Source organism: Bacillus sp. CD3-5, from assembly GCF_006349665.1.
GTDB classification, from domain to species: Bacteria; Bacillota; Bacilli; order Bacillales; family Bacillaceae_G; genus Bacillus_A; species Bacillus_A paranthracis.
Map to the genome: position 1 here is coordinate 206,935 of NZ_VEPX01000007.1, position 23,596 is coordinate 230,530.

General features: G+C 37.3%; 27 protein-coding genes, 2 pseudogenes and 1 other annotated feature. Of the genes and pseudogenes, 13 read left to right on the forward strand and 16 right to left on the reverse strand.

All coding sequences use genetic code 11. The annotated features are described in order from the left end of the window. Window positions 1-161: 161 nt before the first annotated feature. From FH036_RS16005 to FH036_RS16025, 5 genes are all read right to left on the reverse strand, one after another. Entirely contained in the window at window positions 162-359 is a 198-nt protein-coding gene (locus FH036_RS16005) for an alpha/beta-type small acid-soluble spore protein (protein WP_000091639.1), read from the reverse strand. 80 nt (window positions 360-439) lie between these two features. Continuing rightward, complete coding sequence (thiI, locus tag FH036_RS16010; protein ID WP_000989284.1) at window positions 440-1,654, reverse strand: tRNA uracil 4-sulfurtransferase ThiI; 1,215 nt, start codon at window positions 1,652-1,654, stop codon at window positions 440-442. Window positions 1,655-1,660: 6 nt separating this feature from the next. Continuing rightward, window positions 1,661-2,803, reverse strand: coding sequence for a cysteine desulfurase family protein (locus FH036_RS16015; protein WP_138320984.1), 1,143 nt, complete (start codon window positions 2,801-2,803; stop codon window positions 1,661-1,663). 168 nt (window positions 2,804-2,971) lie between these two features. Further along, window positions 2,972-4,684 (reverse strand): septation ring formation regulator EzrA, encoded by a 1,713-nt coding sequence (ezrA, locus tag FH036_RS16020; protein WP_000377295.1) that lies wholly within the window; start codon window positions 4,682-4,684, stop codon window positions 2,972-2,974. Window positions 4,685-4,891: 207 nt separating this feature from the next. Then, window positions 4,892-5,734 (reverse strand): LysR family transcriptional regulator, encoded by an 843-nt coding sequence (locus tag FH036_RS16025; RefSeq protein ID WP_139895984.1) that lies wholly within the window; start codon window positions 5,732-5,734, stop codon window positions 4,892-4,894. Window positions 5,735-5,858: 124 nt separating this feature from the next. Between FH036_RS16025 and FH036_RS16030 the strand changes: the two genes are divergently transcribed. Then, complete coding sequence (locus tag FH036_RS16030; protein ID WP_138320982.1) at window positions 5,859-6,803, forward strand: DMT family transporter; 945 nt, start codon at window positions 5,859-5,861, stop codon at window positions 6,801-6,803. Between the two features lie 11 nt (window positions 6,804-6,814). Here FH036_RS16030 and refZ read toward each other — a convergent pair whose 3' ends face one another. Continuing rightward, window positions 6,815-7,453 carry a forespore capture DNA-binding protein RefZ gene (gene refZ / locus FH036_RS16035; RefSeq protein WP_139895985.1) on the reverse strand — a complete coding sequence of 213 codons (639 nt, stop codon included), beginning with the start codon at window positions 7,451-7,453 and terminating at the stop codon, window positions 6,815-6,817. 147 nt (window positions 7,454-7,600) lie between these two features. Here refZ and FH036_RS16040 point away from each other — a divergent pair, with 147 nt between their 5' ends. Next, window positions 7,601-8,080, forward strand: a complete 480-nt coding sequence (locus tag FH036_RS16040) for a GAF domain-containing protein (protein ID WP_000494335.1) — start codon at window positions 7,601-7,603, stop codon at window positions 8,078-8,080. A 61-nt stretch (window positions 8,081-8,141) separates the two neighbouring features. Here the strand turns inward: FH036_RS16040 and megL are convergent, their stop codons facing one another. After that, window positions 8,142-9,320 carry a methionine gamma-lyase gene (gene megL, locus FH036_RS16045; protein WP_000726583.1) on the reverse strand — a complete coding sequence of 393 codons (1,179 nt, stop codon included), beginning with the start codon at window positions 9,318-9,320 and terminating at the stop codon, window positions 8,142-8,144. A 398-nt stretch (window positions 9,321-9,718) separates the two neighbouring features. Here megL and rpsD point away from each other — a divergent pair, with 398 nt between their 5' ends. From rpsD to FH036_RS16065, 4 genes and pseudogenes are all read left to right on the forward strand, one after another. After that, window positions 9,719-10,321 (forward strand): 30S ribosomal protein S4, encoded by a 603-nt coding sequence (rpsD, locus tag FH036_RS16055; RefSeq protein WP_000135311.1) that lies wholly within the window; start codon window positions 9,719-9,721, stop codon window positions 10,319-10,321. Between the two features lie 494 nt (window positions 10,322-10,815). After that, window positions 10,816-10,944 (forward strand): hypothetical protein, encoded by a 129-nt coding sequence (locus FH036_RS27440; RefSeq protein ID WP_257469601.1) that lies wholly within the window; start codon window positions 10,816-10,818, stop codon window positions 10,942-10,944. A gap of 720 nt (window positions 10,945-11,664) precedes the next feature. Beyond that, window positions 11,665-12,117 (forward strand): annotated as a pseudogene (locus FH036_RS27730) (HNH endonuclease signature motif containing protein); the annotation flags it as partial. 27 nt (window positions 12,118-12,144) lie between these two features. Then, entirely contained in the window at window positions 12,145-12,360 is a 216-nt protein-coding gene (locus FH036_RS16065) for a bacteriocin immunity protein (protein ID WP_044790654.1), read from the forward strand. A gap of 61 nt (window positions 12,361-12,421) precedes the next feature. Here FH036_RS16065 and FH036_RS16070 read toward each other — a convergent pair whose 3' ends face one another. Continuing rightward, a complete protein-coding gene (locus FH036_RS16070; protein ID WP_306821675.1) occupies window positions 12,422-13,108 on the reverse strand; it encodes an ImmA/IrrE family metallo-endopeptidase in 687 nt (228 codons plus the stop codon). Between FH036_RS16070 and FH036_RS27445 the strand changes: the two are divergent. Further along, window positions 12,999-13,230, forward strand: a pseudogene (locus FH036_RS27445) (N-acetyltransferase); the annotation flags it as partial. The gene FH036_RS16070 and the pseudogene FH036_RS27445 overlap by 110 nt on opposite strands. A 107-nt stretch (window positions 13,231-13,337) precedes the next feature. Here FH036_RS27445 and FH036_RS16080 read toward each other — a convergent pair. Then, window positions 13,338-13,583: a hypothetical protein gene (locus FH036_RS16080; protein WP_044790655.1), complete on the reverse strand. Its 246-nt coding sequence runs from the start codon at window positions 13,581-13,583 to the stop codon at window positions 13,338-13,340. Between the two features lie 435 nt (window positions 13,584-14,018). Between FH036_RS16080 and FH036_RS16090 the strand changes: the two genes are divergently transcribed. Both FH036_RS16090 and FH036_RS16095 read left to right on the forward strand, forming a co-directional pair. After that, window positions 14,019-14,429 (forward strand): SMI1/KNR4 family protein, encoded by a 411-nt coding sequence (locus tag FH036_RS16090; RefSeq protein ID WP_044790656.1) that lies wholly within the window; start codon window positions 14,019-14,021, stop codon window positions 14,427-14,429. A 12-nt stretch (window positions 14,430-14,441) separates the two neighbouring features. After that, window positions 14,442-14,822 (forward strand): DUF6572 domain-containing protein, encoded by a 381-nt coding sequence (locus tag FH036_RS16095; RefSeq protein WP_139895986.1) that lies wholly within the window; start codon window positions 14,442-14,444, stop codon window positions 14,820-14,822. Between the two features lie 318 nt (window positions 14,823-15,140). Here the strand turns inward: FH036_RS16095 and FH036_RS16100 are convergent, their stop codons facing one another. Then, on the reverse strand, window positions 15,141-15,269 hold the full coding sequence (locus tag FH036_RS16100; RefSeq protein WP_044790658.1) for a hypothetical protein: 129 nt from the start codon (window positions 15,267-15,269) through the stop codon (window positions 15,141-15,143). A 150-nt stretch (window positions 15,270-15,419) separates the two neighbouring features. On the opposite strand from FH036_RS16100, the gene FH036_RS16105 reads away from it, so the two are divergent. After that, window positions 15,420-15,722: a YjdJ family protein gene (locus FH036_RS16105; protein ID WP_000154634.1), complete on the forward strand. Its 303-nt coding sequence runs from the start codon at window positions 15,420-15,422 to the stop codon at window positions 15,720-15,722. A gap of 77 nt (window positions 15,723-15,799) precedes the next feature. Here the strand turns inward: FH036_RS16105 and tyrS are convergent, their stop codons facing one another. From tyrS to acsA, 6 genes are all read right to left on the reverse strand, one after another. Beyond that, the gene (gene tyrS, locus FH036_RS16110; RefSeq protein WP_000512078.1) at window positions 15,800-17,056 is read right to left on the reverse strand and encodes a tyrosine--tRNA ligase; all 1,257 of its coding nucleotides are present in this window, start codon (window positions 17,054-17,056) and stop codon (window positions 15,800-15,802) included. A gap of 70 nt (window positions 17,057-17,126) precedes the next feature. Continuing rightward, window positions 17,127-17,355 (reverse strand) — a binding site (T-box leader). Between the two features lie 77 nt (window positions 17,356-17,432). After that, window positions 17,433-17,678 carry a hypothetical protein gene (locus tag FH036_RS16115; protein ID WP_139895987.1) on the reverse strand — a complete coding sequence of 82 codons (246 nt, stop codon included), beginning with the start codon at window positions 17,676-17,678 and terminating at the stop codon, window positions 17,433-17,435. After that, the gene (locus FH036_RS16120; RefSeq protein WP_000057186.1) at window positions 17,659-18,204 is read right to left on the reverse strand and encodes an RNA polymerase sigma factor; all 546 of its coding nucleotides are present in this window, start codon (window positions 18,202-18,204) and stop codon (window positions 17,659-17,661) included. Before FH036_RS16120 ends, FH036_RS16115 begins: the two co-directional genes overlap by 20 nt. Continuing rightward, a complete protein-coding gene (locus FH036_RS16125; protein ID WP_000066452.1) occupies window positions 18,185-18,640 on the reverse strand; it encodes a hypothetical protein in 456 nt (151 codons plus the stop codon). Before FH036_RS16125 ends, FH036_RS16120 begins: the two co-directional genes overlap by 20 nt. Window positions 18,641-18,712: 72 nt before the next feature. Then, window positions 18,713-18,838 carry a hypothetical protein gene (locus tag FH036_RS27450; RefSeq protein WP_257469603.1) on the reverse strand — a complete coding sequence of 42 codons (126 nt, stop codon included), beginning with the start codon at window positions 18,836-18,838 and terminating at the stop codon, window positions 18,713-18,715. 81 nt (window positions 18,839-18,919) lie between these two features. After that, window positions 18,920-20,638, reverse strand: coding sequence for an acetate--CoA ligase (acsA, locus tag FH036_RS16135; protein ID WP_000862042.1), 1,719 nt, complete (start codon window positions 20,636-20,638; stop codon window positions 18,920-18,922). Between the two features lie 176 nt (window positions 20,639-20,814). Here acsA and acuA point away from each other — a divergent pair, with 176 nt between their 5' ends. Genes acuA through acuC form a run of 3 tightly spaced genes read left to right on the forward strand, consistent with a single transcriptional unit; the run spans window position 20,815 to window position 23,272 of the window. Continuing rightward, complete coding sequence (acuA, locus tag FH036_RS16140) at window positions 20,815-21,447, forward strand: acetoin utilization protein acetyltransferase AcuA (RefSeq protein WP_000581383.1); 633 nt, start codon at window positions 20,815-20,817, stop codon at window positions 21,445-21,447. A gap of 17 nt (window positions 21,448-21,464) precedes the next feature. Then, window positions 21,465-22,109 (forward strand): acetoin utilization AcuB family protein, encoded by a 645-nt coding sequence (locus FH036_RS16145; protein ID WP_139895988.1) that lies wholly within the window; start codon window positions 21,465-21,467, stop codon window positions 22,107-22,109. After that, window positions 22,106-23,272, forward strand: coding sequence for an acetoin utilization protein AcuC (gene acuC, locus FH036_RS16150; protein WP_000092805.1), 1,167 nt, complete (start codon window positions 22,106-22,108; stop codon window positions 23,270-23,272). Before FH036_RS16145 ends, acuC begins: the two co-directional genes overlap by 4 nt. Window positions 23,273-23,596 lie beyond the last annotated feature (324 nt).

The window sequence follows — 23,596 nt, forward strand, 5'->3', positions numbered from 1 at the left end:
AACGATTTTTCACATATATCGAACACAACTTAGAATATATCAACGAAAAATTAACTATATCGACGTTTCGACAAAGGATATCGTCTTGCCGACAAATAGTGACACAACACAAAAAAGAAAGAGCGGGAGAACCCGCTCTTTCTAAGCCATCTTATATGGGATTATTTTTGGAAACCGCCTAATTGTTGCTCAGCTAGTGAAACTAGACGTTTAGTGATTTCACCACCAACAGAACCGTTAGCGCGAGCTGTTGCATCAGCTCCAAGTTGAACACCAAACTCTTGAGCGATTTCGTATTTCATTTGGTCTAATGCTGATTCAGCACCAGGAACCGCTAATTTATTTGTGCTACGTGACATGTTATATCACCTCCTTGTGAGTATAGAGTGTGATAAATAACATGACTTCATACACGTTTTAGATATGGTAATTTATGGTTTTAGAAAAGTTCTTCGAATTTTTCTTCTTCCGCCACTACTTCTACCGTTTGTAATACCACTGTTTCTTTGTTCGCTACAGCTTCATCGATTAATGGTGTGAAATCGTATTTCGCTTCAAAACGATTCGCTTTTTCACGCTTCGGCTTCGTCGCTGGGCTTGCTGGTGTGAATACTGTACAGCAATCTTCGTACGGACGAATTGAAATATCATATGTGCCGATTTCTTCAGCGATTTTAATAATTTCTAATTTATCCATCGTAATAAGCGGACGAATAACTGGATAGTTTGTTACTTCGTTAATCGTATGCATACTATCTAACGTTTGACTTGCTACTTGTCCAAGACTTTCACCAGTCGTGATTGCTAGTGCGTTACGCTCCTCTGCGATACGCTCTGTAATACGCATCATCATACGGCGCATAACTGTCATTGAATAGCTAGATGGGATTTCTTTATTAATCGTTTTTTGCACTTCTGTAAATGGAACAAGGTGAAGTGTTACACGTTTACAGTATTTCGTTAACTCTTGTGCTAAATCGATTACTTTTTGTTTTGCGCGCTCACTTGTGAAAGGTGGGCTATGGAAGTGAACTGCTTCCACAGATACGCCGCGTTTCATCGTTAAGTACGCTGCTACTGGGCTATCAATACCGCCAGAAAGAAGTACCATTACTTTTCCGCCAACGCCAACTGGTAAACCGCCAGCTCCCATACGCTCATCGCACATAATGTAGCTATAACCACTGCGAATTTCTACACGTACATTTACATCTGGATTATGAACATCTACAGTAATATCTTCTGTATTTTCTAGAATGTGTCCACCAATCTCAGGTAATAATTCCATCGTTCTCATTGGGAAATGCTTATAAGAACGGTGTACAGTAATTTTAAATGTTTTCACATCGCCTTTTACTTGTAAGAAAGCTGCTAATGCACCTTTTTTAATATCTTCTAATTCTGATGGTACTTTCATCGCTAAGTTAAACTTATGAATACCGAATACATCTTTTAATCTTTCTGATACCGCTTCATGATCTTCACCATTTAATTGGATGTACATACGATCATGCGTTGCATCGATTTTAATATTTGGGAATTTTTTCAGTTTGAACTTCACGTTATCTTTTAATGTGCTTACAAATTTAGAACGGTTCTTTCCTTTAGTCGTCATTTCTCCATAACGAACTAAAATATATTCATATGTCATCATATTCCTTTACCTCATCACTTCATATAATTTTGGCATTGTTTCTTTCACAATACCTTCAAATTGCTTTACTTCTTCCATCGTGTTTTCTGGGGCCAAACTAATGCGAATAGCACTTGCAGCCGCCGCATGCGGTACTCCCATTGACACTAACACTCTGCTCACTTCATTTGCTTTTGAAGAGCAAGCAGATTTCGTTGATACATATACACCGTGTTCTTCTAAAGCATGAACGACCACTTCTGGTTTTAAACCTACAAATGATACATTTAAAATGTGCGGCGCTGCGTGTGCAAGCGACGTATTGATCGTTACGTCTTCCATCTCTTTAAAGAAACGAACAAGCTCTGCTTGTAAGCTTTGCAAATGAGCTACCTTTTCTTTCACTTGTTCCATCGTCATGCGAAGTGCTTTCACCATCGCTACAATGCCAGGTAAGTTTTCTGTACCAGAGCGGTACTTCAGCTCTTGTTGACCACCTGATAAAATCGGATCTAATCTTACGCCATCACGTACATAAAGAAGACCCGTCCCTTTTACACTGTGGAATTTATGTCCAGATATTGAGCAAAGATCAATATGAGAAGCGTATAAATTAAGCGGTACTTTTCCTATCCCTTGTACATGGTCCACATGGAATCTTATTTTCGGATAATTCGATAATAACGTTCCAATTTCAGCAACAGGCTGAATTGCTCCAGTCTCGTTGTTCACGTGAATAATTGACACAAGAATCGTATCTTCACGAAGCGCTCGTTTTACATCCTCTACCGATACAACACCATGCTCATTAACCGGTAAATATGTTACATCAAAACCGAGATCTTCTAATTGTTTATATGCTTCAAACACAGACGCGTGTTCAATATTTGTTGTAATGATATGTTTACCGCGCGAACGATTCCTCATCGCTATCCCTTTAATCGCAAGGTTATTCCCTTCCGTTCCACCTGATGTGAAAATAATTTCAGAAGGTTTAACATGAAGAAGCTGCGCTGCAATTGTTCTTGATTGTGTTAATAGACGCTCTGCCTCTCCTCCAAGCGAATGAATAGAAGAAGGATTCCCAAAATATTTCCCCGCAACCGTTACGTACGATTGAAGAGCTTCTGGATATGGCTTTGTCGTCGCACTATTATCAAAATAGATCATCGTTCTTCCCCTTTCAGCGCTGTCACATCATATAATCATATCACAAATACGTGTCATTACGCTAAGACTACTCAAAGGTTCCGTTATATTTTAAAACGAATAACCTTACTGTATTCCGCTCTTCATTATAGCAACATCGCCTGCAAAATTACACAAAAAAACAAACCCTTATGAAAGGGTTTGTTCATTGTCTACATATTCAGCTATTTTTTGAACAACGCCAGGCTCAAGTTGCTCTAGTACAGAAGCCGCTTGTTCTAAAGCAGCATCGTATTGATATTCACGGAATAATTTCTCCGCGTAATTTAAGCTCTCTGCAAGGTTTTCATCATGACTGCGGTAACGATTACCATATTGAATTAATTTTTCAACTAAATACGCTTGTCCAATTAACTCTTCTGTCATTTCAGCTACACCATTAACAGTTTTGTAAGCTTCTTCTAAACTGCTATTTACAGCATTCATATTTAACGGCTTCACTTCTAATTGCTCATATACAGCTTGCATTGCCATTTGTCCTCTTTTTAAATCTTCCATAATGCTCTCTGGAAGCCCTGGCAAATTCGACTTTTGCATAAAGCGTTTCGTTTCGAAAATAGTATTTCGCATTTCTTGTAACTTCTCACGCGCTTCAAATTCTTCTTTACGCATCGTTTGCAGCATTTCTTTATATTCTGCATGAAGTACTTTTAATGTTTCACATTGCTCATAAATCTCTTCTAGTTCCTCACGAATAATAGAGAAGGCAATATCTTGTTCCGCAACGCGTAATTGCAGCATTTCAAAACGTTTCATTAAAATGTGCATTTGCTTTTCAATTACTTTTTGAGACTCAATGTCTTTATCTTGTAACTGATAACTTTGTTTCACAAGCTGTGTTTCTGCTTTTGTTTCAATCGTTTCAATGCGAATTTCTTCTAAGTCTTCATAAACAGAAAGTGTTTTTTGCTCCACATAATGTCTCGCATGTACTTCTTGTTCTAGTTGATCATAGAAGCTATCTAAACTTGTTTTTAAGTTTTCTACTTTTTCAGCCGCTTCTGTTATGTGAAGCTCCTGTATATCCATTAAACATATTTGTAGTTGTTTCTTCATATCGCGAACTTCTTTAGGGATTTCCAAATACTCTAATACATAACCTTGTCTTACCATATCATTATGTCCGTGTAATAAATCTTCCAGCTGAACCGGTAACGTCGCTTGACACTCCACCAATAAATCTGGAATTTGGTGAATAATGATTTCTAAATCTGCTAAACCTTCTTCCAAACTAATAACAATTTCTCTCGCTTTTAAATAGTCACCATTATTTGTTGCTTCTTCAAAGGTTTTAAATTTCTCAGATTCAGCGTCTAGCATCTCTTCGATTTTCTGCTCTGCTGCTCCATACATATGTCTATGAGCAAGAACACTCTTCTTCATACTACGATATGTATCACGTAACCCTTCAATTTCCGAGCTATTTTTTTCATGGCTTTCTAACAATTGCTGTAATTCATTTAAAATGTCTGTAATACGATTATCAGCGTCATCTAAACCACTTATGGATTCATTCATCGCATGCTTTGCTTTTCGGAAGGAGAATTGCGAGGCGAATTTTCGCGCTTGCGCTAAATCTTTTTCAGCTTTCGGAATAGTTGTTGATACAATTTCATCCCATTCTTCACGCCATTTACCAAACAGTTCTTCTGTTTGACCCGTCATATTTAAATCTTTCACCCGTTTTAGTTCATCTGCCACAGGTTTATCTTTTATCTCTTGTTTCCACTGCTCAAGTGCTTCAATATCTTTATATGAACGATTTCTTATCACAAGCTCTATCATGAGCAGCACTAGAATAGAGCTTACTACAATGATAACGATCGTCAGGATAGAATCCATGCAAAAAAGCCTCCTAGTTATATCTCTTTTTTTGTCCGTTCCGTTTATGAAATGGAAGGCATTATGTATAAAAAGGGAATTCCCCTATATTTAACAACTAACAATGTACTAATCATACCATGTAATGGTTTGTTTTTGACCTAGTTTTTTTTAAAATTTCATGTTTCTTTCAATGCAATTGTAATCTTTCTCAATATTCCGTTTGGATTACCTCTCCTCATCAAATGAATGCAGCAAAGGGCCTTCTTCCATATGAGATGCGAAATATATTTTACGTACAAGTGGCGGTTCAATAGAAATCGCATGCACATTTCCTTGCCTTACCGCTTGCTCTACTAATATTTCTGGAAGTAACGTGATGCCAAGTCCAGCACTGACCATCGCAAGCATCGGTTCTGCATAAGAAGTTTCAAATGCAATAATCGGTTTCGCACCTATCCCTTGAAACAGATTCGTAATCATTTTCCTTACATCGCAGATTTCTGGGTATACGATTAACTTTTCATTTTGCAAATCTTCCATTCGAATTACTGTTTTCTCTTTATAAAGATGATCATTTGAAACGACACACACAATTTTTTCTTCTCGTATTTCTTTTATACACGTAGCACCTTCTACTACTGAATCGATGAACATCGCTTCAATCTTCCGTTCTTTAAAAAGTCCTATCAGTACTTTCGTATGCTCAATTTTCCATTCTATTTCGAACCCGTCACCTAATATATCTTTACATTTTGCTATGTAATGTGCTGCTAAACTTGGCAATATCCCTATAGAAATGTTCCTCTTCTCTTGAAACTTCTTCATTTCGGCTTTCACTTCATGTATGTGTCCCAAAATCGGTAACATTCTTGTTATGAATAACTCTCCAGCACTTGTTAATTCGACTCCTTGCGCGGAACGTTTTAATAAAGTAACCTCTAAATCCGCTTCTAACCTTTGAATTTGTTTACTAAGCGCCGGCTGAGAAATATGTAAAATTTTACTCGCCTTTGATAAACTTCGCGTATTTTTCACTTCAATAAACGATCGTACTGCCTCCAAATCCATCGTACACACCTCTAACAAAAAGTTATAACCGTTATAAGAAATCGATATTTCCTCCTATAAACAATTACTCTTTATACTTATTTCATCAACTTACTATAACGAAATGTAAAGGGGAAAGATACTCTTGAACAAAAAACAAATGCTACTCGGATCCCTCCTATGCTTACTTGCCGTAACGGCTTGGGGATTTATGTTTCCTGTCATGGCAAACGCCTTACAGTTTATCGATCCGTTCTTCTTCACAACGATTCGCTATGGATCAGCAGCTATTATTTTTCTTATTCTGCTATTACTTACCGAAGGGACAAAGTCACTCCGCTTAGAAAAGAAAACACTTTCGTTACTCTTTTACGGAACAGTCGGTTTCGCAGGATATGGTTTTCTCGTTTTCTACGGACAACAACTTGCCGGACCGTCTGGAGCCATCCATGCCGCGATGATTCAGTCTCTTATGCCACTCATCGCTTTATTATTGCAGTGGCTAACAAAAAACAAACGTCCACAAAACTACACTTTCCTTTGTATGTTCGTTGCACTTATCGGTGTTATGCTTGTCATTTCAAAAGGAAATATTCACTTATTATTTGGAGCTGCCAGTCACCTCTCAACAAATATGCTTATGCTGTGCGGCGTTACTTGCTGGGTCATTTATACAAACGGTGGTGCTAGTTTTCAATCTTGGTCGCCACTTAGGTATACGACGCTAACTTGTTTATTTGGCTCAATTTCACTCATCACTATCGTCACTTTTTTAACTTATACAAACGTCGTTACTGTACCTTCACTATCGACAATTATGAACGTTCGTTTTGAACTCTTATATATGTCTATTATTGCAGGCGTTATCGCAGTATTTTGCTGGAACGCAGGAAATCGCTATATTTCATCTATTAACGGCATATTATTTATGAATTTAGTTCCTGTGCTTGCACTTACCGGCTCCATCTTTCGAGGTTATACAGTCGACAAAATTGAAGTTGCTGGAGCCTCATTAACAATTATCGCGCTATTATGCAACAATTTATGGCAAAGAAAAGAAAGCACAAAAATCCCCACCTCCGTTCGTTAGGTGGGGATTTCTCACATATGAACAGCTCTTGGCCATTCATAATACATATTCGTTATACATAATGTTTGTTCTATCCATTGTTCAATTTCTTTCGTGTACATTTCTAAGAAAAAGGTCTCAGATGGAAAAGAATGCAGCACTTCTGATATATATTGCGGATATAAAAACGGCATATTCATCATGCCTTTTAATTGCGTCATAAACATTGTAAAAGATACCTTCTTAAACTCTTGTTTCATTTGTCCCTGTCTAATCACTTGCTCTATATAATATCTTTCTTTAGAAAAATAAACGGTCATCACTTCGCGAATTAATGTCGTATCAAGCGACAGCTCTCGGTAAAAGAAACGTGTCAGCTCCCTATTTTCAAATTGATATCGTAAAATCCCGCGCACCATTTGCACCATTACATCTTTAGCCGACAAATACTCCCTCTGTTCAAAGGATGTTTCAATCACATGAATATACCCTTCTAAAAAATTAGTAATAAGCTGCTCTAATAGGCCCTGCTTTCCAGCAAAATAATATGAAATATTCGCTACATTCACATCCGCTCGCTTTGCAATGTCTCGCACCGACGTTCCATCATACCCTTTCGTGTTAAACAACGATATTGCCGCATCGATTACTTTTTGTTTCGTCTGTTTCATGCGCTCACTTCCTCTCACTGAACAGCTATAGTGTAAATTTCTTGACTTTTAAGACAAATTCCTTTAATTTTCTATCGACAAAGTCATGTGAAATACATCGTATTTTGCTAATATTTTACACATCTCGATAAAAAAGGAGCTGTTTCCATGTTTACTAAAGAAAGTTATGCAGGATCTCGCGTGCAGCAATATGAGACAGTAATAAAACAACTGGATGCATTATTAACTGGCGAATCAAACGTAGTCGCAAACTTATCAAATGCGTCCGCATTATTAAACCAATTTTTAGATCGCGTTAATTGGGTTGGCTTTTACGTAACAGAAGGAAATCAGCTTGTTCTTGGACCATTCCAAGGAATGCCTGCTTGCGTGCGCATTCCATTTGGACGAGGCGTTTGCGGCGTTGCAGCTGAAACGAAAACAACGCAGCTTGTAGCAGACGTCCACCAATTCCCAGGGCATATCGCTTGCGACAGTGCTTCAAATTCAGAAATTGTCGTACCGATTATTAAGGATGGGAATGTCATTGGTGTACTTGATATTGATAGTCCTGAAAAAAATCGTTTCGACGAAGTAGATCAGCGCTATTTAGAAAAGTTTGTGGAAACACTCCTGAAACATATGTAACAAAAAAGAGCCAGTTATCGATTAAGTACATGACGTACAAAACCGATAGCTAGCTCTTTTTTTATTGATTACTAACAGTAGATATTTTCTTTAACGCTTGCTCTAAATCAGAAACGATATCCTCCCACGATTCTAAACCGACAGATAAACGTATTAAATTATCATAAATGCCCATTTCTTGTCTTAACTCAGCTGGAATCGCAGCGTGCGTCATCGTTGCCGGGTGCTGAATTAACGTTTCTGTATCTCCTAAACTTACCGCAATTGTAATAAAGTGAAGGTCATTAATAAACGCCTGCGTCTCTTCTTTCCCGCCTTTAATTGAAAAAGATATAACGCCGCCCCCACGTTTCATTTGGCGAGATGCTAACTCTCCTTCTGGGTACCAAACACCTTCTACCGCATCATGATTTTTTAGGAACGATACAATTTTTTCTGCATTATCACAATGGCGGTCCATTCTTACCGCTAGTGTCTTTAATCCGCGTAACAATAACCACGCATCAAACGGTGCCATAATACCGCCGATATCTTTTCGCATCGGGCGAATTTTTTCAGCTAACGCTTTCGTTTTACAAATTGTTACACCCGCCACAACATCACCGTGACCACCAATATATTTTGTCGCACTATGAACAACGGCGTCACAGCCAAGTTCAAGCGGTCTTTGTAAATAAGGTGAACAAAACGTATTGTCAACAATGACAAGTAAACCATTTCGCTTCGCAACCCGAATCACTTGTTTTAAATCAATTAATTTCATTGTCGGATTAATCGGTGTTTCAACGAAAATAAGCTTTGTATTTGGGCGAATTTTATTTTCAATATCAGCCTCTGTCTCCATATCACAAAACGAATGCGTAATCATAAATTTTTCTTCCAACACTTCCAAAAAGCCGTATGTGCATCCGTATAATCCATTTGAACAAATAATATGATCTCCAGCTTTTAGAAAACCAATTAACGTTGCGGAAATAGCTGCCATACCGGATCCGAAAGCAAGCGCTTCTTCTCCTCCTTCTAACACCGCCATACGTTCTTCAAATAATTTCACAGTCGGATTTCCAAGTCTTGAGTAAATATAAGATGGATCCACTCCCGCAAAACTCGCCTCTCCTTGCTGCGCAGTCTCAAATGTAAATGTAGACGTTTGAAATAAAGGCGGTGTTAAGCTTCCTTTATGTTCCTCTGATGTATAACCGTGATGAATTAACGCTGTCTCCATATGCTTCTTTTTCATAAAAACATCCCCTTTTATGTTTTTATTGCCGCATATTCACCAACAAAAATTTGATGAACGTTTTTACTACATTTTATGTAAGCGTTTTATTTGTGTTTCTATCTCTTCTTTTATATCGTTTTAAATTCCTTCTTGTTCATTTCCAAAATTTATATGCATAAAACAAAAACGTACTCGCTTGACGAAACTCTGGGTAAAAGATATAATAGCGTTTGTGTAAAATAAAAAGGCAGCCTTGTAATGTGAGTTTATCGTTTGTATTTTGTTCCTCTGCGGAGGTGTATCTCGTAACTCCCTGCTGCTGGAGCGAAGGTACATGAAAACAAAATGCCCGTAAATATCGATTACGTCTGTTTTTATTTTACGTAAATAAAAACATTTTAAAGGAGGAGTCAACTATGGCTCGTTATACAGGTCCAGCTTGGAAACTGTCTCGTCGTCTTGGAATCTCTCTAAGCGGCACAGGAAAAGAATTAGAAAAACGCCCTTACGCACCAGGTCCTCACGGTCCTAACCAACGTAAGAAACTTTCAGAATACGGTTTACAATTACAAGAGAAACAAAAACTTCGTCACATGTACGGCATGACTGAGCGTCAATTCCGTCGCACATTTGACCAAGCAGGTAAAATGCCTGGTAAGCACGGCGAAAACTTCATGATCCTTCTTGAAGCTCGTCTTGACAACTTAGTTTACCGTATGGGCTTAGCTCGCACTCGTCGTGCAGCTCGCCAATTAGTAAACCACGGTCACATCATGGTTGATGGCGCTCGCGTAGATATCCCATCTTACCGTGTAAAACCTGGTCAAACTATCAGCGTTCGCGAAAAATCTAACAACCTTGTTGTTGTTAAAGAAGCGATCGAAGTTAACAACTTCGTACCAGAATACTTAACTTTCGATGCTGACAAATTAGAAGCTACTTACACTCGTCACGCTGAGCGTGCTGAGTTACCAGCTGAAATCAACGAAGCATTAATCGTAGAGTTCTACTCTCGTTAATCTTGGTACTCTGAAAAGAGTCGTATTAAAAGCCTTAGGAACCTTGTTAATTCAAGGATTCTGGGCTTTTTTTATTTTATTTGATAATGCAAGATAAAGCATAAAAAAGAATGTAATTGGGGCCAGTTTGGGGCCACAATAAAAAGGCTGGCGTGTGTATAGAAATTGGTAAGTGTAAGTATATTAATAAAAAATATTTCGCCCCTAAAATTTCAGGAACGAAAACTCATTCGTAGTCCAATTTTGGACAGTGAGTCTGACTAGTGAAAATTCACTTATCTATTTTCGGATATTCATCAATTAATTTAATTCACTCTCCAAAAGTGGTGACTCAAACCCACTAGCTAGATGTTTCGATTTTTAAAATATCTATAAATTGAATTTTTTGTATTTCGTTTCTCTATTACATATTTTTCCGCAATCCCCCTCTATAAATTTGCTATACTTGTATTGGTAATTTTATACACACAAAAAAGAAGGGGGGAACAAATCAATTGGGGCAAATACGAGTTACTCCTGAAAGATTAGAGGAAATGGCAAGTTCTGTAGCACGGGCAAAGGGAGATAGTGAAAGAACCATTCAAGATCTTACACTAATCATTTTCAATTTACAAATGCAGTAGATTGGAACATCGCAACAACGCTTTTATGCTGATTTTTTTGAAGCGAAAAAGCAGATGGAGTCATACTTAAAACATTTAACGTTCACAGAGTTAGAATTAAGAAGAATTGCGAAAAAATTTCGTGAAGCGGATGAAAAAGCATACGGTGAATATAATCCAGTTGATAAAATCTGGACAGCCTTTCAGAGAGGAAGTGGGAAGGCAGCAGGAGATCAGCTTATTGAGCCGCTTGAAAAAGCAGGAAAACAAGTATTAGACTTTTTCGGAAACTTAGTTGATGACCCAAAAGGAACATTCGAAGACGCGAAAGATGGAATCATGGACTTTGTGGAGAGTTCTGTTCATGACAAGAAAGAGGAATTTAAAGATAAATACGAATTTATTAGAGGCCTGTGGAATGACCCTATCGGAACACTGAATCATGAAAAAAACGAAGCAATTCAAAAGATGTATGATATGCGAAACGTTTTGTCTGACTGGTATATAAAGAACGTAGAATACGGTGATACAGAAAGCTATGTAGAATCGTTAGCATATGGAGCGACTTCCTTGGCGATCCTTGCAGTTGGTACCAAAGGTGCTGGTGCTGTAGGTAATGGCGTAAGGTGGGGTAAAGATTTACCATCTATGTCGGCCTTTCGATTCGGAATTCGTTTAGAACCGGCCGTTGCTTATGGTAACATAGATTATAAAGTAGATACTATTAAACCTTTAGATACATATTCGTTTGCGAAAACTTCAAGTGCAGTAAAAAGAAATTCACCGGGTGCAGTGACTTCAAGCTTTAATCTTGAACGAAGTTTAAGTACTCAAAAGCAGTTAATGTTTAATGATGGTGCTATTGGTGTTATTCCTCAAGAAGTTCGAGAAAAATTAGTAGGAAGAGAATTTAGTTCGTTTGATGAATTTAGAAAAGAGTTTTGGAAAACCGTTGCTGAGTCAAGTTATGCAAAAGAATTTAATTCTATGAACATTAAACTTATGGAAAAAGGATATGCACCATTTTGTCCGAGTTCGGAGAGATACGGAAATCATAAGACTTTTATCTTGCACCACAAACAACCTATTCATCAAGGTGGCGAAGTATACGATCTTGATAACTTGATTATTGTATCTCCAAAAATGCATCAAAATATTTTAGATCCAAAATATCACTTTGGAAAAAAAGGATAAACATAAAATTTGAAACGGAGGAGACCAATGACTCAAAAATTAACTAAACATGAAGTTCTTGAGCTTGTAAAAAAAATATACGAACTTAATATGACAGAGGAAGAAGTTAGTGAAGCTGTAGACATTTTCGAGGAAAATGTTCCTTATCCTGGTGCGGGAGATCTGATTTTCTGGGATGCGCGAGAATTGACACCCGAAGAAGTAGTAGAGATCGCTTGGAACTATAAGAAAGACGAAAAATAAAATATTAAAGGACAAGCCGCCCATCTAAAAATGAGCGGCTTTCTTCATTACCTAATCCATTTTATACTGTCTTATTCGATCTAGTGTTAGTATTTCTTTTTAGTGCCAATACAACATTAGATTTATCATTTCTAAAGTTAGCCAGTGTACCTTCTGCTAAACCAGTTAATGCTTCAAACATATCTTCACGTAGACTTAATTGATACTCACTTGAAAGTTCTTCTAAAATGCTATTGCCATCAAAAACATCATTTTCAAACAATGCAAGAATTGATTTTTTAATTAAAACTGGACTTGTAGGCTTAGATTGTCCATCTAATGGTTCTTTTTTTCTCCAACCATTTTTACTCATTTGTCTTTGCAGATATGAATATTGATTGAAAGTAATTACCCCTAAATTATATGCTCTTCTAATCATTACTCCCACAGAAACATGCCACTTCTTCTTCATAAAGACATAATGGTCTAGATCAATCGGAAACATACTAACATCTCTAATAAAAGGCTCCTTAGGTAGTAGAAATGCACTAGCAAAATCATTTGCCTGCTGTTCCATTTCCCTTTCTTCATCTTTAGACAACGTAGATAAGTCCAGATAAGGCTCATGAATTAATATGTGAGCAAGCTCATGAGCTGCTGCTATAAGCATTACACCAAGTAATCCAGGAAAAGGAAGCATTATTCTTGAATGGTTTAAAACATTCGCAAAAGAAAAGGGCTTCGAGCGTTTAGTATTACAAGAAGTCATAACCAAAGCAGGTTACCACTTTGCATTAAAAAAATAGGTTTACAAAAGCGTGTAATCTATACGTGGAAACATTCGGAGATCCAAGCAGTATTGATGGGGATTATGAATTATATTTAACGTAAAGAATGAAGTAAAAGTGAACAAATATTTCTCCTATGCGTTCACTTTTTACTTGGTGAGTTATCGTATATAGTACGTTCTTTTCTTTCCATAAGACTTTCTTTTTTATTCATGATTTTTTATCCCTTTTCTTTTTATTCCCTTTGTAAATAAGTATCGTACACAACTTACCATCTTCCAGAACAACCTTTCTGTCATAATACGCTAGAATTTCATCACGCTTTATTTTTTCGATTTCTTCATCGTACCTCCAATATCCAGCACGAAGTAGAAACTCAGAATATCCTTCTGAAATCGGTAATTCATAACCATCTAAGGTTATTTTAGTTACTTCAATGCCTTCTCTAATTATCATTTAATCGCCCTTTCAGTTGGAATATGGATAAGTTTGCTTTTGAGATATGTTAATACCTTTACAAAATAATAAGTTACTTAAACAATTTAATAAACAAGTTTTACTTTGATAGTGAGTTTATATGTAATTAACCCTCCGAAGTTGGCATGGTTATCCTGAAAATGGTCCGAAACCTGATGGTCCATTTAGATTATTAGAAGGTGAAGAATATAACCAAGCAAGAAAAGCCGCAAATAGTGCTAATAGGAAGATTCATAGAGAAAACCCTGAATTTAAAGGGAAACAAATCCATGAAGTTCACCCCGTAAAATACGGCGGTAGTCCTACAGATTTAGCAAATAAACTTCCATTATCCCCCACAGAACACTATCAGTATAATAACTATTGGAACAGACTTATGAGAGAGTTAAAAAAGCTAAAGGAGAATGAATAATCATGGATAATATATTTCATAAATACATTGAAGATATGGATTTGGAACAACCCACATCATTAGAAAATATCACTGTAATTGAATCTCAATTGAATATAAGTTTTCCAACAGACTATATTTCTTTTATGCTAGAATCAAACGGTGCAGAAGGTGCAATTGGTGAAAATGGATATCTACAATTGTGGTCAATTGATGTTTTAATACAGCATAACGAGGGCTACGAAGTAAAAGAATTTGCACCAGGAGTCACTTTGTTTGGTTCAGACGGTGGGAATGCAGCTTACGGTTTTTTTGAAAAAGGCGGGGAAACTCAAATAATTGAAATACCTTTAATGGGAATGGATTTAGATGAAATGGCAGTAATCAGTAACACTTTTGTGGATTTCTTAGACTGCTTATATAATGAAGCATAATGAGGTGTATATATGTCTTTAAGAGAATTAGAACAAATAGACTTATTAGCCGTTGAAAAAGAAACAGGATATGTTCATCTTATTATTGCTGATGAAGAGGATTGGTCAGACGAAGAAGAACACGTATCTTTATTGATAGAGAAGATTTATGCTTACTTAGGAGTTATTGAAAGTGGAGCGATATATGAAATGTATCCTGATGCTAAGGGACGACAATTTGTTATTAGCATACACGGAAAATATCGTTGTACTGAGTACGGTGAAGAGTTTTTTGAAAAGACTGAGGAAATAGTTATGAAAGCTGGATACGGTTTCCAATATATACATAAGCCCCATGAAGAAGGGGACAATTTAGCAAAAAAAACATTTAAGTCACACTCACACGAGCTGTGACTTTTATTATGTAATATTTATAAATTCCCCTAGACATTTCACACCCCCCTACCCTCATAATACATGCGATGCATGTATTATGAGGGTAGGTCCTTCGAGAAGGTACCTCCACAATGTATAGAATTTGCATACGAAAACCAAAATGACTGCCGATAACTTTAGTTATGTAAATACCAACATTCAACTAGCTCTTTTATCAATATTTGTACAAGAAACCATTAAAAATAATATGTGTATACCAAAAAGAAGGTATCTCTCAAAAACCATTTTCACTGACTTTTTGGACACCTTCTTTTTTCGTTTATATATAAAATAAAATTATTTATTTCCCTCTTTCTGAACATATACATAAGCATCTTTCTGCTCTTTATGTACATCAACCTTCGAATTCTCTGCAAGCTGACCCGCATTTAGCAAAGAAAAAATAATGAGCGCTTCTAGTGACATTTTGTTTTACCACTCCTTTCTAGTTGTTATACATTTATCATACCGCTTACATGTGATTTCCGTATGAACTCGAAAAGGAGATTACAACAAAATGGTTACAAGTATATGAATGCACGCTATAATAACCATAAAATAGGAGGTTGATTCATTTTGACAATAAACCAAATGGTTCAGTTAGGCAGTGCATGTATGTTGTTTATTACTTCCGCGCTTATTAATTGGTATCAGGGGAGTAATTTAATAGATGATCCTGATGAATGGAAATATAGCGCTAAGTTTACGAATTACTTCAAAGGCACCGTTTCTAATTACGAAGATATTTATCAAATTGATTTCTTTATATATGCAGCAAAATTTTATCCGACAGCATTTATCGTTATGCTAGTGAGTTTACTTTATATGCTCATATTAATTCTTTATATTCTATTTAAAAGAAAAGATGCGGCGTTTTAAATCCATACATAAAAACCCCGAATCATAGACTTTTCAACCTACAATTCGGGGTACTATTTATTTATATTCGTTTCTAATTAGTAACGAATTAAGAAATATTTCTTTTTACCGCGGCGAATGATTGTGAATTTACCTTCGATGCGGTCTTTTTCTGTTACAACGTAGTCTAATGCTTGTGTACGCTCACCGTTTACGTAGATTGCGCCGTTCGTTACATCTTCACGTGCTTGACGTTTTGATGGAGAGATTTTGCTTTCTACAAGTAAGTCGATTAATACTGTATCTTCTGCAGTACGTTCTACAGATGGTACGTCTTTGAAGCCTTGCTCGATTTCGCTTGCAGTTAGTTCTGCTACAGAACCGCTGAATAATGCAGCTGAAATTTTAATCGCTTGCTCTAATGCTTCTTCGCCGTGAACAAGTTTTGTCATTTCTGCACCTAATGCTTTTTGTGCTGCACGTTTTTCTGGTGCTTCAGCTACTTGCTTTTCAAGCTCAAGAATTTCTTCATGAGATAAGAATGTAAAGTATTTTAAGTATTTAACAACGTCTCGGTCATCTGTGTTAATCCAGAATTGGTAGAACTCGTAAGGAGTTGTTTTCTCTGGGTCTAACCAAATTGCGCCGCCTTCTGTTTTACCAAACTTCGTACCGTCAGATTTTGTAACAAGTGGAATTGTTAAACCGAATGCTTTCGCATCTTCTTCTGATTTACGGATTAATTCAAGACCAGCTGTAATGTTACCCCATTGATCACTACCACCGATTTGTAGGCGGCAATTATGGTGTTGGTATAAGTTTAAGAAGTCGTATGATTGTAAAATCATGTAACTAAACTCAGTAAATGAAATACCAGTTTCTAAACGAGATGCTACTGTATCTTTTGCTAACATATAGTTTAAACCGAAGTTTTTACCGATATCGCGTAAGAATGAAATGACATCTAAGTTACCAAGCCAGTCATAGTTGTTAGCCATCGTTGCTGGGTTGTCCACGTTTTCAAACTCTAAGAAGTTTGAAAGTTGGTTTTTAATGCTTTCTGTGTAGTAAGCAACTGTATCTTTCGTATTTAATGTACGCTCCGCTTTTTTTCCACTTGGGTCACCGATCATACCAGTACCACCGCCAACAAGTGCGATTGGTTGGTGACCAGCTAATTGGAAACGACGTAACATTAACACTGGTAACATATGACCGATGTGTAAGCTATCCGCTGTCGGGTCGAAACCACAGTATAATTTAACGCTTTCTTTTTCTAATAATTGCTCAAGGCCCTCAGCGTCTGTTTGCTGATTAATTAGACCGCGAAATTCAAGATCTTGTAAAATACCCATATCCTACATACTCTCCTTTAAGTTCATTACTGGCGTGAAGGTTGAAAACATAAAAAAATCGCCCCTTCAAATAAGGGACGATTTTGATTATCGCGTTACCACCCTAGTTGCAGACCAAAAAAGCCTACCACCTTATTTACATAACGGCTTAGCACCGTCTCTTCCCTTTTGAATACAATTCAATCGAAAAAAGATGCTCTAGGGGCGTAATTCGCGATCATCTATGTGCTGATTTTCACCGGCCATCAGCTCTCTAAAACAGGGAAATGATCACTACTTCTCCCTTTCCACGCTCAATTATTCATATACTTTTCTTTATACCATCATTTATATAGGCGTGTCAAATAGAGGTCAGTTTTCCCTCCTTGCCGATCCTTTACAGCGTCATAAAGAGTATCGTAATAAGAGAAAGAATTGGAACCCCAACTAATAACGATACATGAAATACAATTGATAAATCATTCCCAATCGTAGCCTCCACAGGATCTTTCGCCGAGGAACCAAGAAACCCGATTAATCGATCGAATCGACTTACCGTTTTTGGAAAGTCCGGTACTTCTACATGGTCACTATCTAAATGCTGTTTTAATTTATATTCACTCTTAAAGGGATTTTCGCTCAATTTCGTCCACCTCCAGCAATTGTTTCAATTTCTTTATCCCGTTATGAAGTCTCGACTTCACCGTTCCAACCGGAATATCTAATACCTCTGCAATTTCTTTTTGCTGCATGTCATGATAATAAGAAAGGATTAGGACTGCTCTTTGCTCTTCTGGAACTTTCAAAATTGCTTCTCTTACTGTGAGCCGATCTTCGTGAGAAAATTCTTTTTCCGGAATCGGCACTAAAAATGGCAAAAGCGTACGCCACTTTTTTCTCCTATTTAATTTATTAATCATAAGACGATAACCAATTTGAAATAAATACGTTTTTATTTTTCCTTTTTCAAGTTCATACATATGTTTCTTTCGTTCTAACGTCAAAAACGTATCTTGGACAAGGTCGATACTCAATTGTTCATCTCGGTTAAATCGATATAAAAATGTGTATAGCGCTGGTTTGATTAAAACGTATAGTTTTTCCCCAGCCTGCTTATCTCCACTTTGATATGCAAGCATAAGTTCCTCCTCAATCCCAATCTGCGCCATGATTTTTGATCTCCTTTATTCCTTTTAACGTTAATGAAATACGGGAAATTAAATAGCAACTTGCGACAATAATCCATACTTGTGATTGATTCGTAAAAAATTGAACATACGGGTTTTGAATTGTCTCGCCAGTTGAAACTAAAATATTTAATGCTTGCACACATATACATGCATACACTGCCAGGCAAGCCGAAATCGTATCAAATACATTCCAGCGAAAATATACTTTTGTTTTCGTAAAATCAATTTTATATCCATTTTTTCTTACTATATGTTTTCTATCAAATGGAATAATGATTGAAAATATAACAATCATCATAACTCCAGCTGTAATCATTGATACTTTAAATCCGATTGGCATCGGTAATAGCAAACCACAAGAAAATACGACTATAACTCCAATTAAAGCAAAAGTAAGAAGTAATTTATTAGACATATAAAAAGCCTCCCTCATCTATTGTTTCATAAATGTATACAGACGAGGAAGGTACTTCGTTCAAATATTATTTTATTTTTTTATAATCTTTGCAGGATTTCCGCCAACTACTACATGATCTGACACATCTTTTAATACAACTGGATCAGTCGGTATATATATTTCTCCTAGTATCATTTTTTCTTTTTCTGTTTTCATTTTCTTCCCTCTTTATATGTAGGTTAAAGAGAGAAGAAAAAAAGAAAGGTCTGAACGCTATTTCGTTCAGACCTTTCTCTCTTAATCTTCCATCGTTGATAAGTCACCTGTTGGTAAGTTTAACTCCCACGCTTTTAATACGCGGCGCATAATTTTACCGCTTCTCGTTTTCGGTAATTTATCTCTAAATTCAATTTGTCTTGGCGCTGCATGAGCTGCTAGACCTTTCTTTACAAATTGACGAATTTCTTCTTTTAATTCTTCAGATGGTTCGTATCCTGCACGAAGCGCGATAAATGCTTTAATAATTTCGCCGCGCACCGGATCAGGAATACCGATTACACCAGCTTCTGCAACAGCAGCATGCTCGATTAATTTGCTTTCTACTTCAAACGGACCAACGCGCTCGCCTGATGTCATAATTACATCGTCAATACGCCCTTGGAACCAGAAGTATCCATCCTCATCCATGTATGCAGAGTCACCTGATACGTACCAATCGCCTGGCATGAAGTAAGACTCATACTTTTGCTTGTTATTCCAAATTCCGCGCATCATCGCTGGCCAACCTTTGCCAATTGCTAAGTTACCCATTGTGTATGGAGGCACTTCATTTCCTTCATTATCAACAATTGCTGCTTTTACACCTGGAATTGGTTTCCCCATTGACCCTGGACGGATTTCCATACAAGGGTAGTTACAAATAACTTGTCCACCTGTTTCTGTCATCCACCACGTATCATGAATACGAAGTCCAAATGCGTTCATACCCCAGCGAATTACTTCTGGATTTAACGGTTCACCAACGCTTAATACGTGGCGCACTTGTGATAAATCGTATTTTTTAATTGCATCTTGTCCAGCGCCCATTAACATGCGAAATGCTGTTGGTGCACTATACCAAACTGTTACACCGTAATCTTGCAGTGCTTCATACCACGCTTCTGGACTAAAGCGTCCGCCTAAAATAACATTTGATGCTCCGACTAACCACGGCGCAAAAATACCGTAAGCAGTTCCCGTTACCCAGCCTGGGTCAGCTGTGCACCAATATACATCGTCTTCTTTTAAATCTAATACCCACTTCGCCGTTTGGTAGTGCTGAACCATTGCGTTTTGCGCATGAAGCACACCTTTTGGCTTACCAGTAGAACCAGACGTGTAATGTAGAATCAAACCGTCTTCACGGCCTAACCATTCAATATGTAATTCTTTTGAAGCTTGTTCAAATAAAGGATTGAATGCTACCGTTTTACCGCCTTCTTCTACATGATCTCCAACAAGAAAGACTGTTTTTAAAGCAGGTAAATCATTTAATGGTACACGCTCTAACAATTCAGGTGTTGTAATTAACACTTTTGCTTCGCTATCTTCTAAACGATCGCGAACTGCGCCTTCCATAAATGCTTCAAATAGCGGACCAACAATTGCTCCCAACTTCACTGCACCAAGAAGTGCGAAATATAACTCTGGGGAACGCGGCATAAAAATAAAAACGCGATCGCCTTTTTCTACATCGCCATAATTTTTCAGGACGTTTCCTGCTTTATTAGAAAAATCCTTCATTTCCTTAAATGTATACTTCTCTTTTCGCGATCCATCTTGATAATAAAGGGCTACTTTATTCTTCCGATCGGATTTCGCATGCTTATCAATTGCCTCATACGCCATATTTACTCGGCCTGTTTCATTCCAAGTAAAGTTTTTATTAACCTCTTCCCAGTTAAAATTCGCGTATGCCTCATCATAATTCGGCAAATTATTTTCTCCTTTAATAACAGGAAGCGTTTCTACTTTCATACTTTACATCCCCCTCCTATGTATTCTATTATCTATTATAATAACATTATTTAAAATTTTCAGTATATTTGTTGATTTTTAGACAAATTTTTAATGACAAATTTCGATTCACATCGCATATATTATAAAGTACGATATGAATAGATTCACAAACCCTCAAGGTGGTGAGCAATACATTGATTCATAAAAAAATATATAATGCTAGAAACTTAAAAACAGCGAAAGGCACTTTAATTATTGAAGGGCCTGTCTCTACACATAACTTAGAAATGTATGAATTTCATCCAGACTTAATTGCGTTTCGTCCTGCCGAGCAACAATATAAAGCAATTGTCGAAATTTCTAAATTGCCAGAAGCTCGTCTCATTATTGCTAGACATGACCAAACGATTGTTGGATATGTTACATACTTGTATCCTGATCCACTTGAACGATGGTCAGAAGGAAAGATGGAAAACTTAATTGAACTTGGGGCGATTGAAGTTGTCCCTGCCTTCCGCGGTTGCGCTGTCGGAAAAAACTTATTAGAAGTTTCAATGATGGACGACCATATGGAAGATTACATTATATTGACGACTGAATATTATTGGCACTGGGATTTAAAACAAACTGGCTTAAATGTTTGGGAGTATCGAAAAGTAATGGAAAAAATGATGAATGCTGGCGGGTTACAATGGATGGCTACAGATGATCCTGAAATTTGTTCGCATCCTGCTAACTGTTTAATGGTCCGCATCGGTAAACGCGTTGATACGGATTCTATTCAAGCATTTGATCGTCTACGTTTTCACAATCGTTTTATGTATTAATAAAGGGGGCAACTGGAATGATTGTAGAAGAAATTATGAATCAAGATGTGGTGACACTACACCCAAACGATACAATCGAAACAGCAATCCGAACGATACGCACGAAAGGCATTCGGCACATTCCAATTGTCGATCAAAATAATCATGTCGTAGGCATTATTTCTGATCGGGATGTAAGAGATGCAAGTCCGTCTATTTTAGATGAACAAGTTTCACTCGATATGCTGAAGCAACCACTTGAACTTATTATGAAACACCCTGTTATGACTTGCCATCCTCTCGACTTTGTTGAGGAAATTGCTACTTTATTTTTTGAAAATAAAATTGGCTGTCTTCCTGTTACAAAGGCTGGAAAGTTAGTTGGAATTATTTCTGAATCTACTGTGCTACACACGTTAGTGAAATTAACAGGAGCACATCAACCGAGTTCACAAATTGAAATTCAAGTAAAAAACGAACCTGGTATTCTCGGGAAAGTCGTTGCTATTTTTAGTGAGTTACAAATCAATATCGTGAGCGTTCTCGTCTACCCAGCAAAAGATGAGAATGATAAAGTACTCGTTTTCCGCATCCAAACGATGAATCCGCTAAAAGTGATTGATGCACTTGAGGCAGAAGGCTACCGCGTATTATGGCCGAACATTATAGGGATGCAAGCATGAGTAGCGCGTTTATTTATTCGGATGACTTTCGGGGCTATTCATTTAGCCCTGATCATCCTTTTAACCAACTGCGCGTCACACTTACGTATGATTTATTACAAAAGGGTGGTTTCATCTCTCCTTCCCAAATCATCTCACCAAGGATGGCTACAGATGAAGAAATTGCCTACATTCATACAGAGGAGTACATAAATGCGGTAAAACGTGCTGGAGAAGGAAAGTTAGAAAAATCAATTGCGATGACATATGGACTCGGAACAGAAGATACACCAATGTTTCCGAATATGCACGAAGCAAGCGCATTACTCGTTGGGGGTACGTTAACAGCTGTCGATGCTGTTCTTTCCGGGAAAGTAAAGCACGCGCTTAACTTAGGAGGTGGCTTACATCACGGTTTCCGCGGCAAGGCATCTGGCTTTTGTATTTATAACGACAGTTCCATCGCAATGAAATATATTCAGAAGAAATACGGTTTACGCGTTTTATATATTGATACAGATGCTCATCACGGTGATGGTGTACAGTGGTCCTTTTATGACGATCCTAACGTATGCACCATTTCACTACATGAAACTGGTCGATATTTATTCCCTGGAACTGGCGCTGTAAACGAACGCGGACAAGGTAATGGCTATAGTTATTCTTTTAACGTTCCACTCGATGCTTTTACAGAAGACGAATCTTTCTTAGATTCCTATCGAACTGTCGTAAGAGAAGTGGCCGCATACTTTAAACCGGATATTATTTTAACGCAAAATGGTGCTGACGCACATTATTACGACCCACTTACACACCTTTGCGCAACGATGAATATTTACCGCGAGATACCGAAGCTCGCTCGCGAAATCGCTAACGAATATTGCGAAGGTCGCTGGATTGCTGTCGGCGGTGGTGGTTATGACCACTGGCGCGTCGTCCCAAGAGCTTGGGCACTCATTTGGCTTGAAATGAACAACATCCAAAACATCTCAGGTTATCTCCCTCCAGAATGGATTGAAGCTTGGAAAGGACAAGCAGAAACAGAACTTCCTCTCACATGGGAAGATCCAGACAACATGTATAAACCTATCCCCCGCAAACCAGAAATTGAAGAAAAGAATGCATTAACTGTAGCGAAATCCCTTGAAATTATTCGGAATAATATGAAAAAATCTTTGTACTAAAAGAAAAGGAGGCTCGTTTTTGAATAGCCTCCTTTTATTTAAAGCCTGCTATTATTGTCGATTTCTGTCGGTAAGTCGATATATTTTAATAATCGCTGATATATTTCAAGTTGCGCCGATATATTTTGATAATCGCTGATATATTCCGAGTTGCGCCGATATATTCTAATAATCGTTGATATATTTTTATGTACTAACGGACTTTATAAGAAAAGGTCGGGATATTATGTGGAAACAACAAATGATCGGTTCCGTCAAGAAGTCTGTGTAATTTGATAAGGCCCAATACATTGGTTTATCCAGTATGAATTTATAATGATTTGG

Excerpts from the sequence above, each read along its gene's own strand:
- FH036_RS16005 (WP_000091639.1), bottom strand. The coding sequence starts at position 359 with ATGTCACGTAGCACAAATAAATTAGCGGTTCCTGGTGCTGAATCAGCA.
- thiI (WP_000989284.1), bottom strand. The coding sequence starts at position 1,654 with ATGATGACATATGAATATATTTTAGTTCGTTATGGAGAAATGACGACT.
- FH036_RS16015 (WP_138320984.1), bottom strand. The coding sequence starts at position 2,803 with ATGATCTATTTTGATAATAGTGCGACGACAAAGCCATATCCAGAAGCT.
- ezrA (WP_000377295.1), bottom strand. The coding sequence starts at position 4,684 with ATGGATTCTATCCTGACGATCGTTATCATTGTAGTAAGCTCTATTCTA.
- FH036_RS16025 (WP_139895984.1), bottom strand. The coding sequence starts at position 5,734 with ATGGATTTGGAGGCAGTACGATCGTTTATTGAAGTGAAAAATACGCGA.
- refZ (WP_139895985.1), bottom strand. The coding sequence starts at position 7,453 with ATGAAACAGACGAAACAAAAAGTAATCGATGCGGCAATATCGTTGTTT.
- FH036_RS16040 (WP_000494335.1), top strand. The coding sequence starts at position 7,601 with ATGTTTACTAAAGAAAGTTATGCAGGATCTCGCGTGCAGCAATATGAG.
- megL (WP_000726583.1), bottom strand. The coding sequence starts at position 9,320 with ATGAAAAAGAAGCATATGGAGACAGCGTTAATTCATCACGGTTATACA.
- rpsD (WP_000135311.1), top strand. The coding sequence starts at position 9,719 with ATGGCTCGTTATACAGGTCCAGCTTGGAAACTGTCTCGTCGTCTTGGA.
- FH036_RS16065 (WP_044790654.1), top strand. The coding sequence starts at position 12,145 with ATGACTCAAAAATTAACTAAACATGAAGTTCTTGAGCTTGTAAAAAAA.
- FH036_RS16070 (WP_306821675.1), bottom strand. The coding sequence starts at position 13,108 with ATGACTTCTTGTAATACTAAACGCTCGAAGCCCTTTTCTTTTGCGAAT.
- FH036_RS16080 (WP_044790655.1), bottom strand. The coding sequence starts at position 13,583 with ATGATAATTAGAGAAGGCATTGAAGTAACTAAAATAACCTTAGATGGT.
- FH036_RS16090 (WP_044790656.1), top strand. The coding sequence starts at position 14,019 with ATGGATAATATATTTCATAAATACATTGAAGATATGGATTTGGAACAA.
- FH036_RS16095 (WP_139895986.1), top strand. The coding sequence starts at position 14,442 with ATGTCTTTAAGAGAATTAGAACAAATAGACTTATTAGCCGTTGAAAAA.
- FH036_RS16100 (WP_044790658.1), bottom strand. The coding sequence starts at position 15,269 with ATGTCACTAGAAGCGCTCATTATTTTTTCTTTGCTAAATGCGGGTCAG.
- tyrS (WP_000512078.1), bottom strand. The coding sequence starts at position 17,056 with ATGGGTATTTTACAAGATCTTGAATTTCGCGGTCTAATTAATCAGCAA.
- FH036_RS16120 (WP_000057186.1), bottom strand. The coding sequence starts at position 18,204 with ATGGCGCAGATTGGGATTGAGGAGGAACTTATGCTTGCATATCAAAGT.
- FH036_RS16125 (WP_000066452.1), bottom strand. The coding sequence starts at position 18,640 with ATGTCTAATAAATTACTTCTTACTTTTGCTTTAATTGGAGTTATAGTC.
- FH036_RS27450 (WP_257469603.1), bottom strand. The coding sequence starts at position 18,838 with ATGAAAACAGAAAAAGAAAAAATGATACTAGGAGAAATATATATACCG.
- acsA (WP_000862042.1), bottom strand. The coding sequence starts at position 20,638 with ATGAAAGTAGAAACGCTTCCTGTTATTAAAGGAGAAAATAATTTGCCG.
- FH036_RS16145 (WP_139895988.1), top strand. The coding sequence starts at position 21,465 with ATGATTGTAGAAGAAATTATGAATCAAGATGTGGTGACACTACACCCA.
- acuC (WP_000092805.1), top strand. The coding sequence starts at position 22,106 with ATGAGTAGCGCGTTTATTTATTCGGATGACTTTCGGGGCTATTCATTT.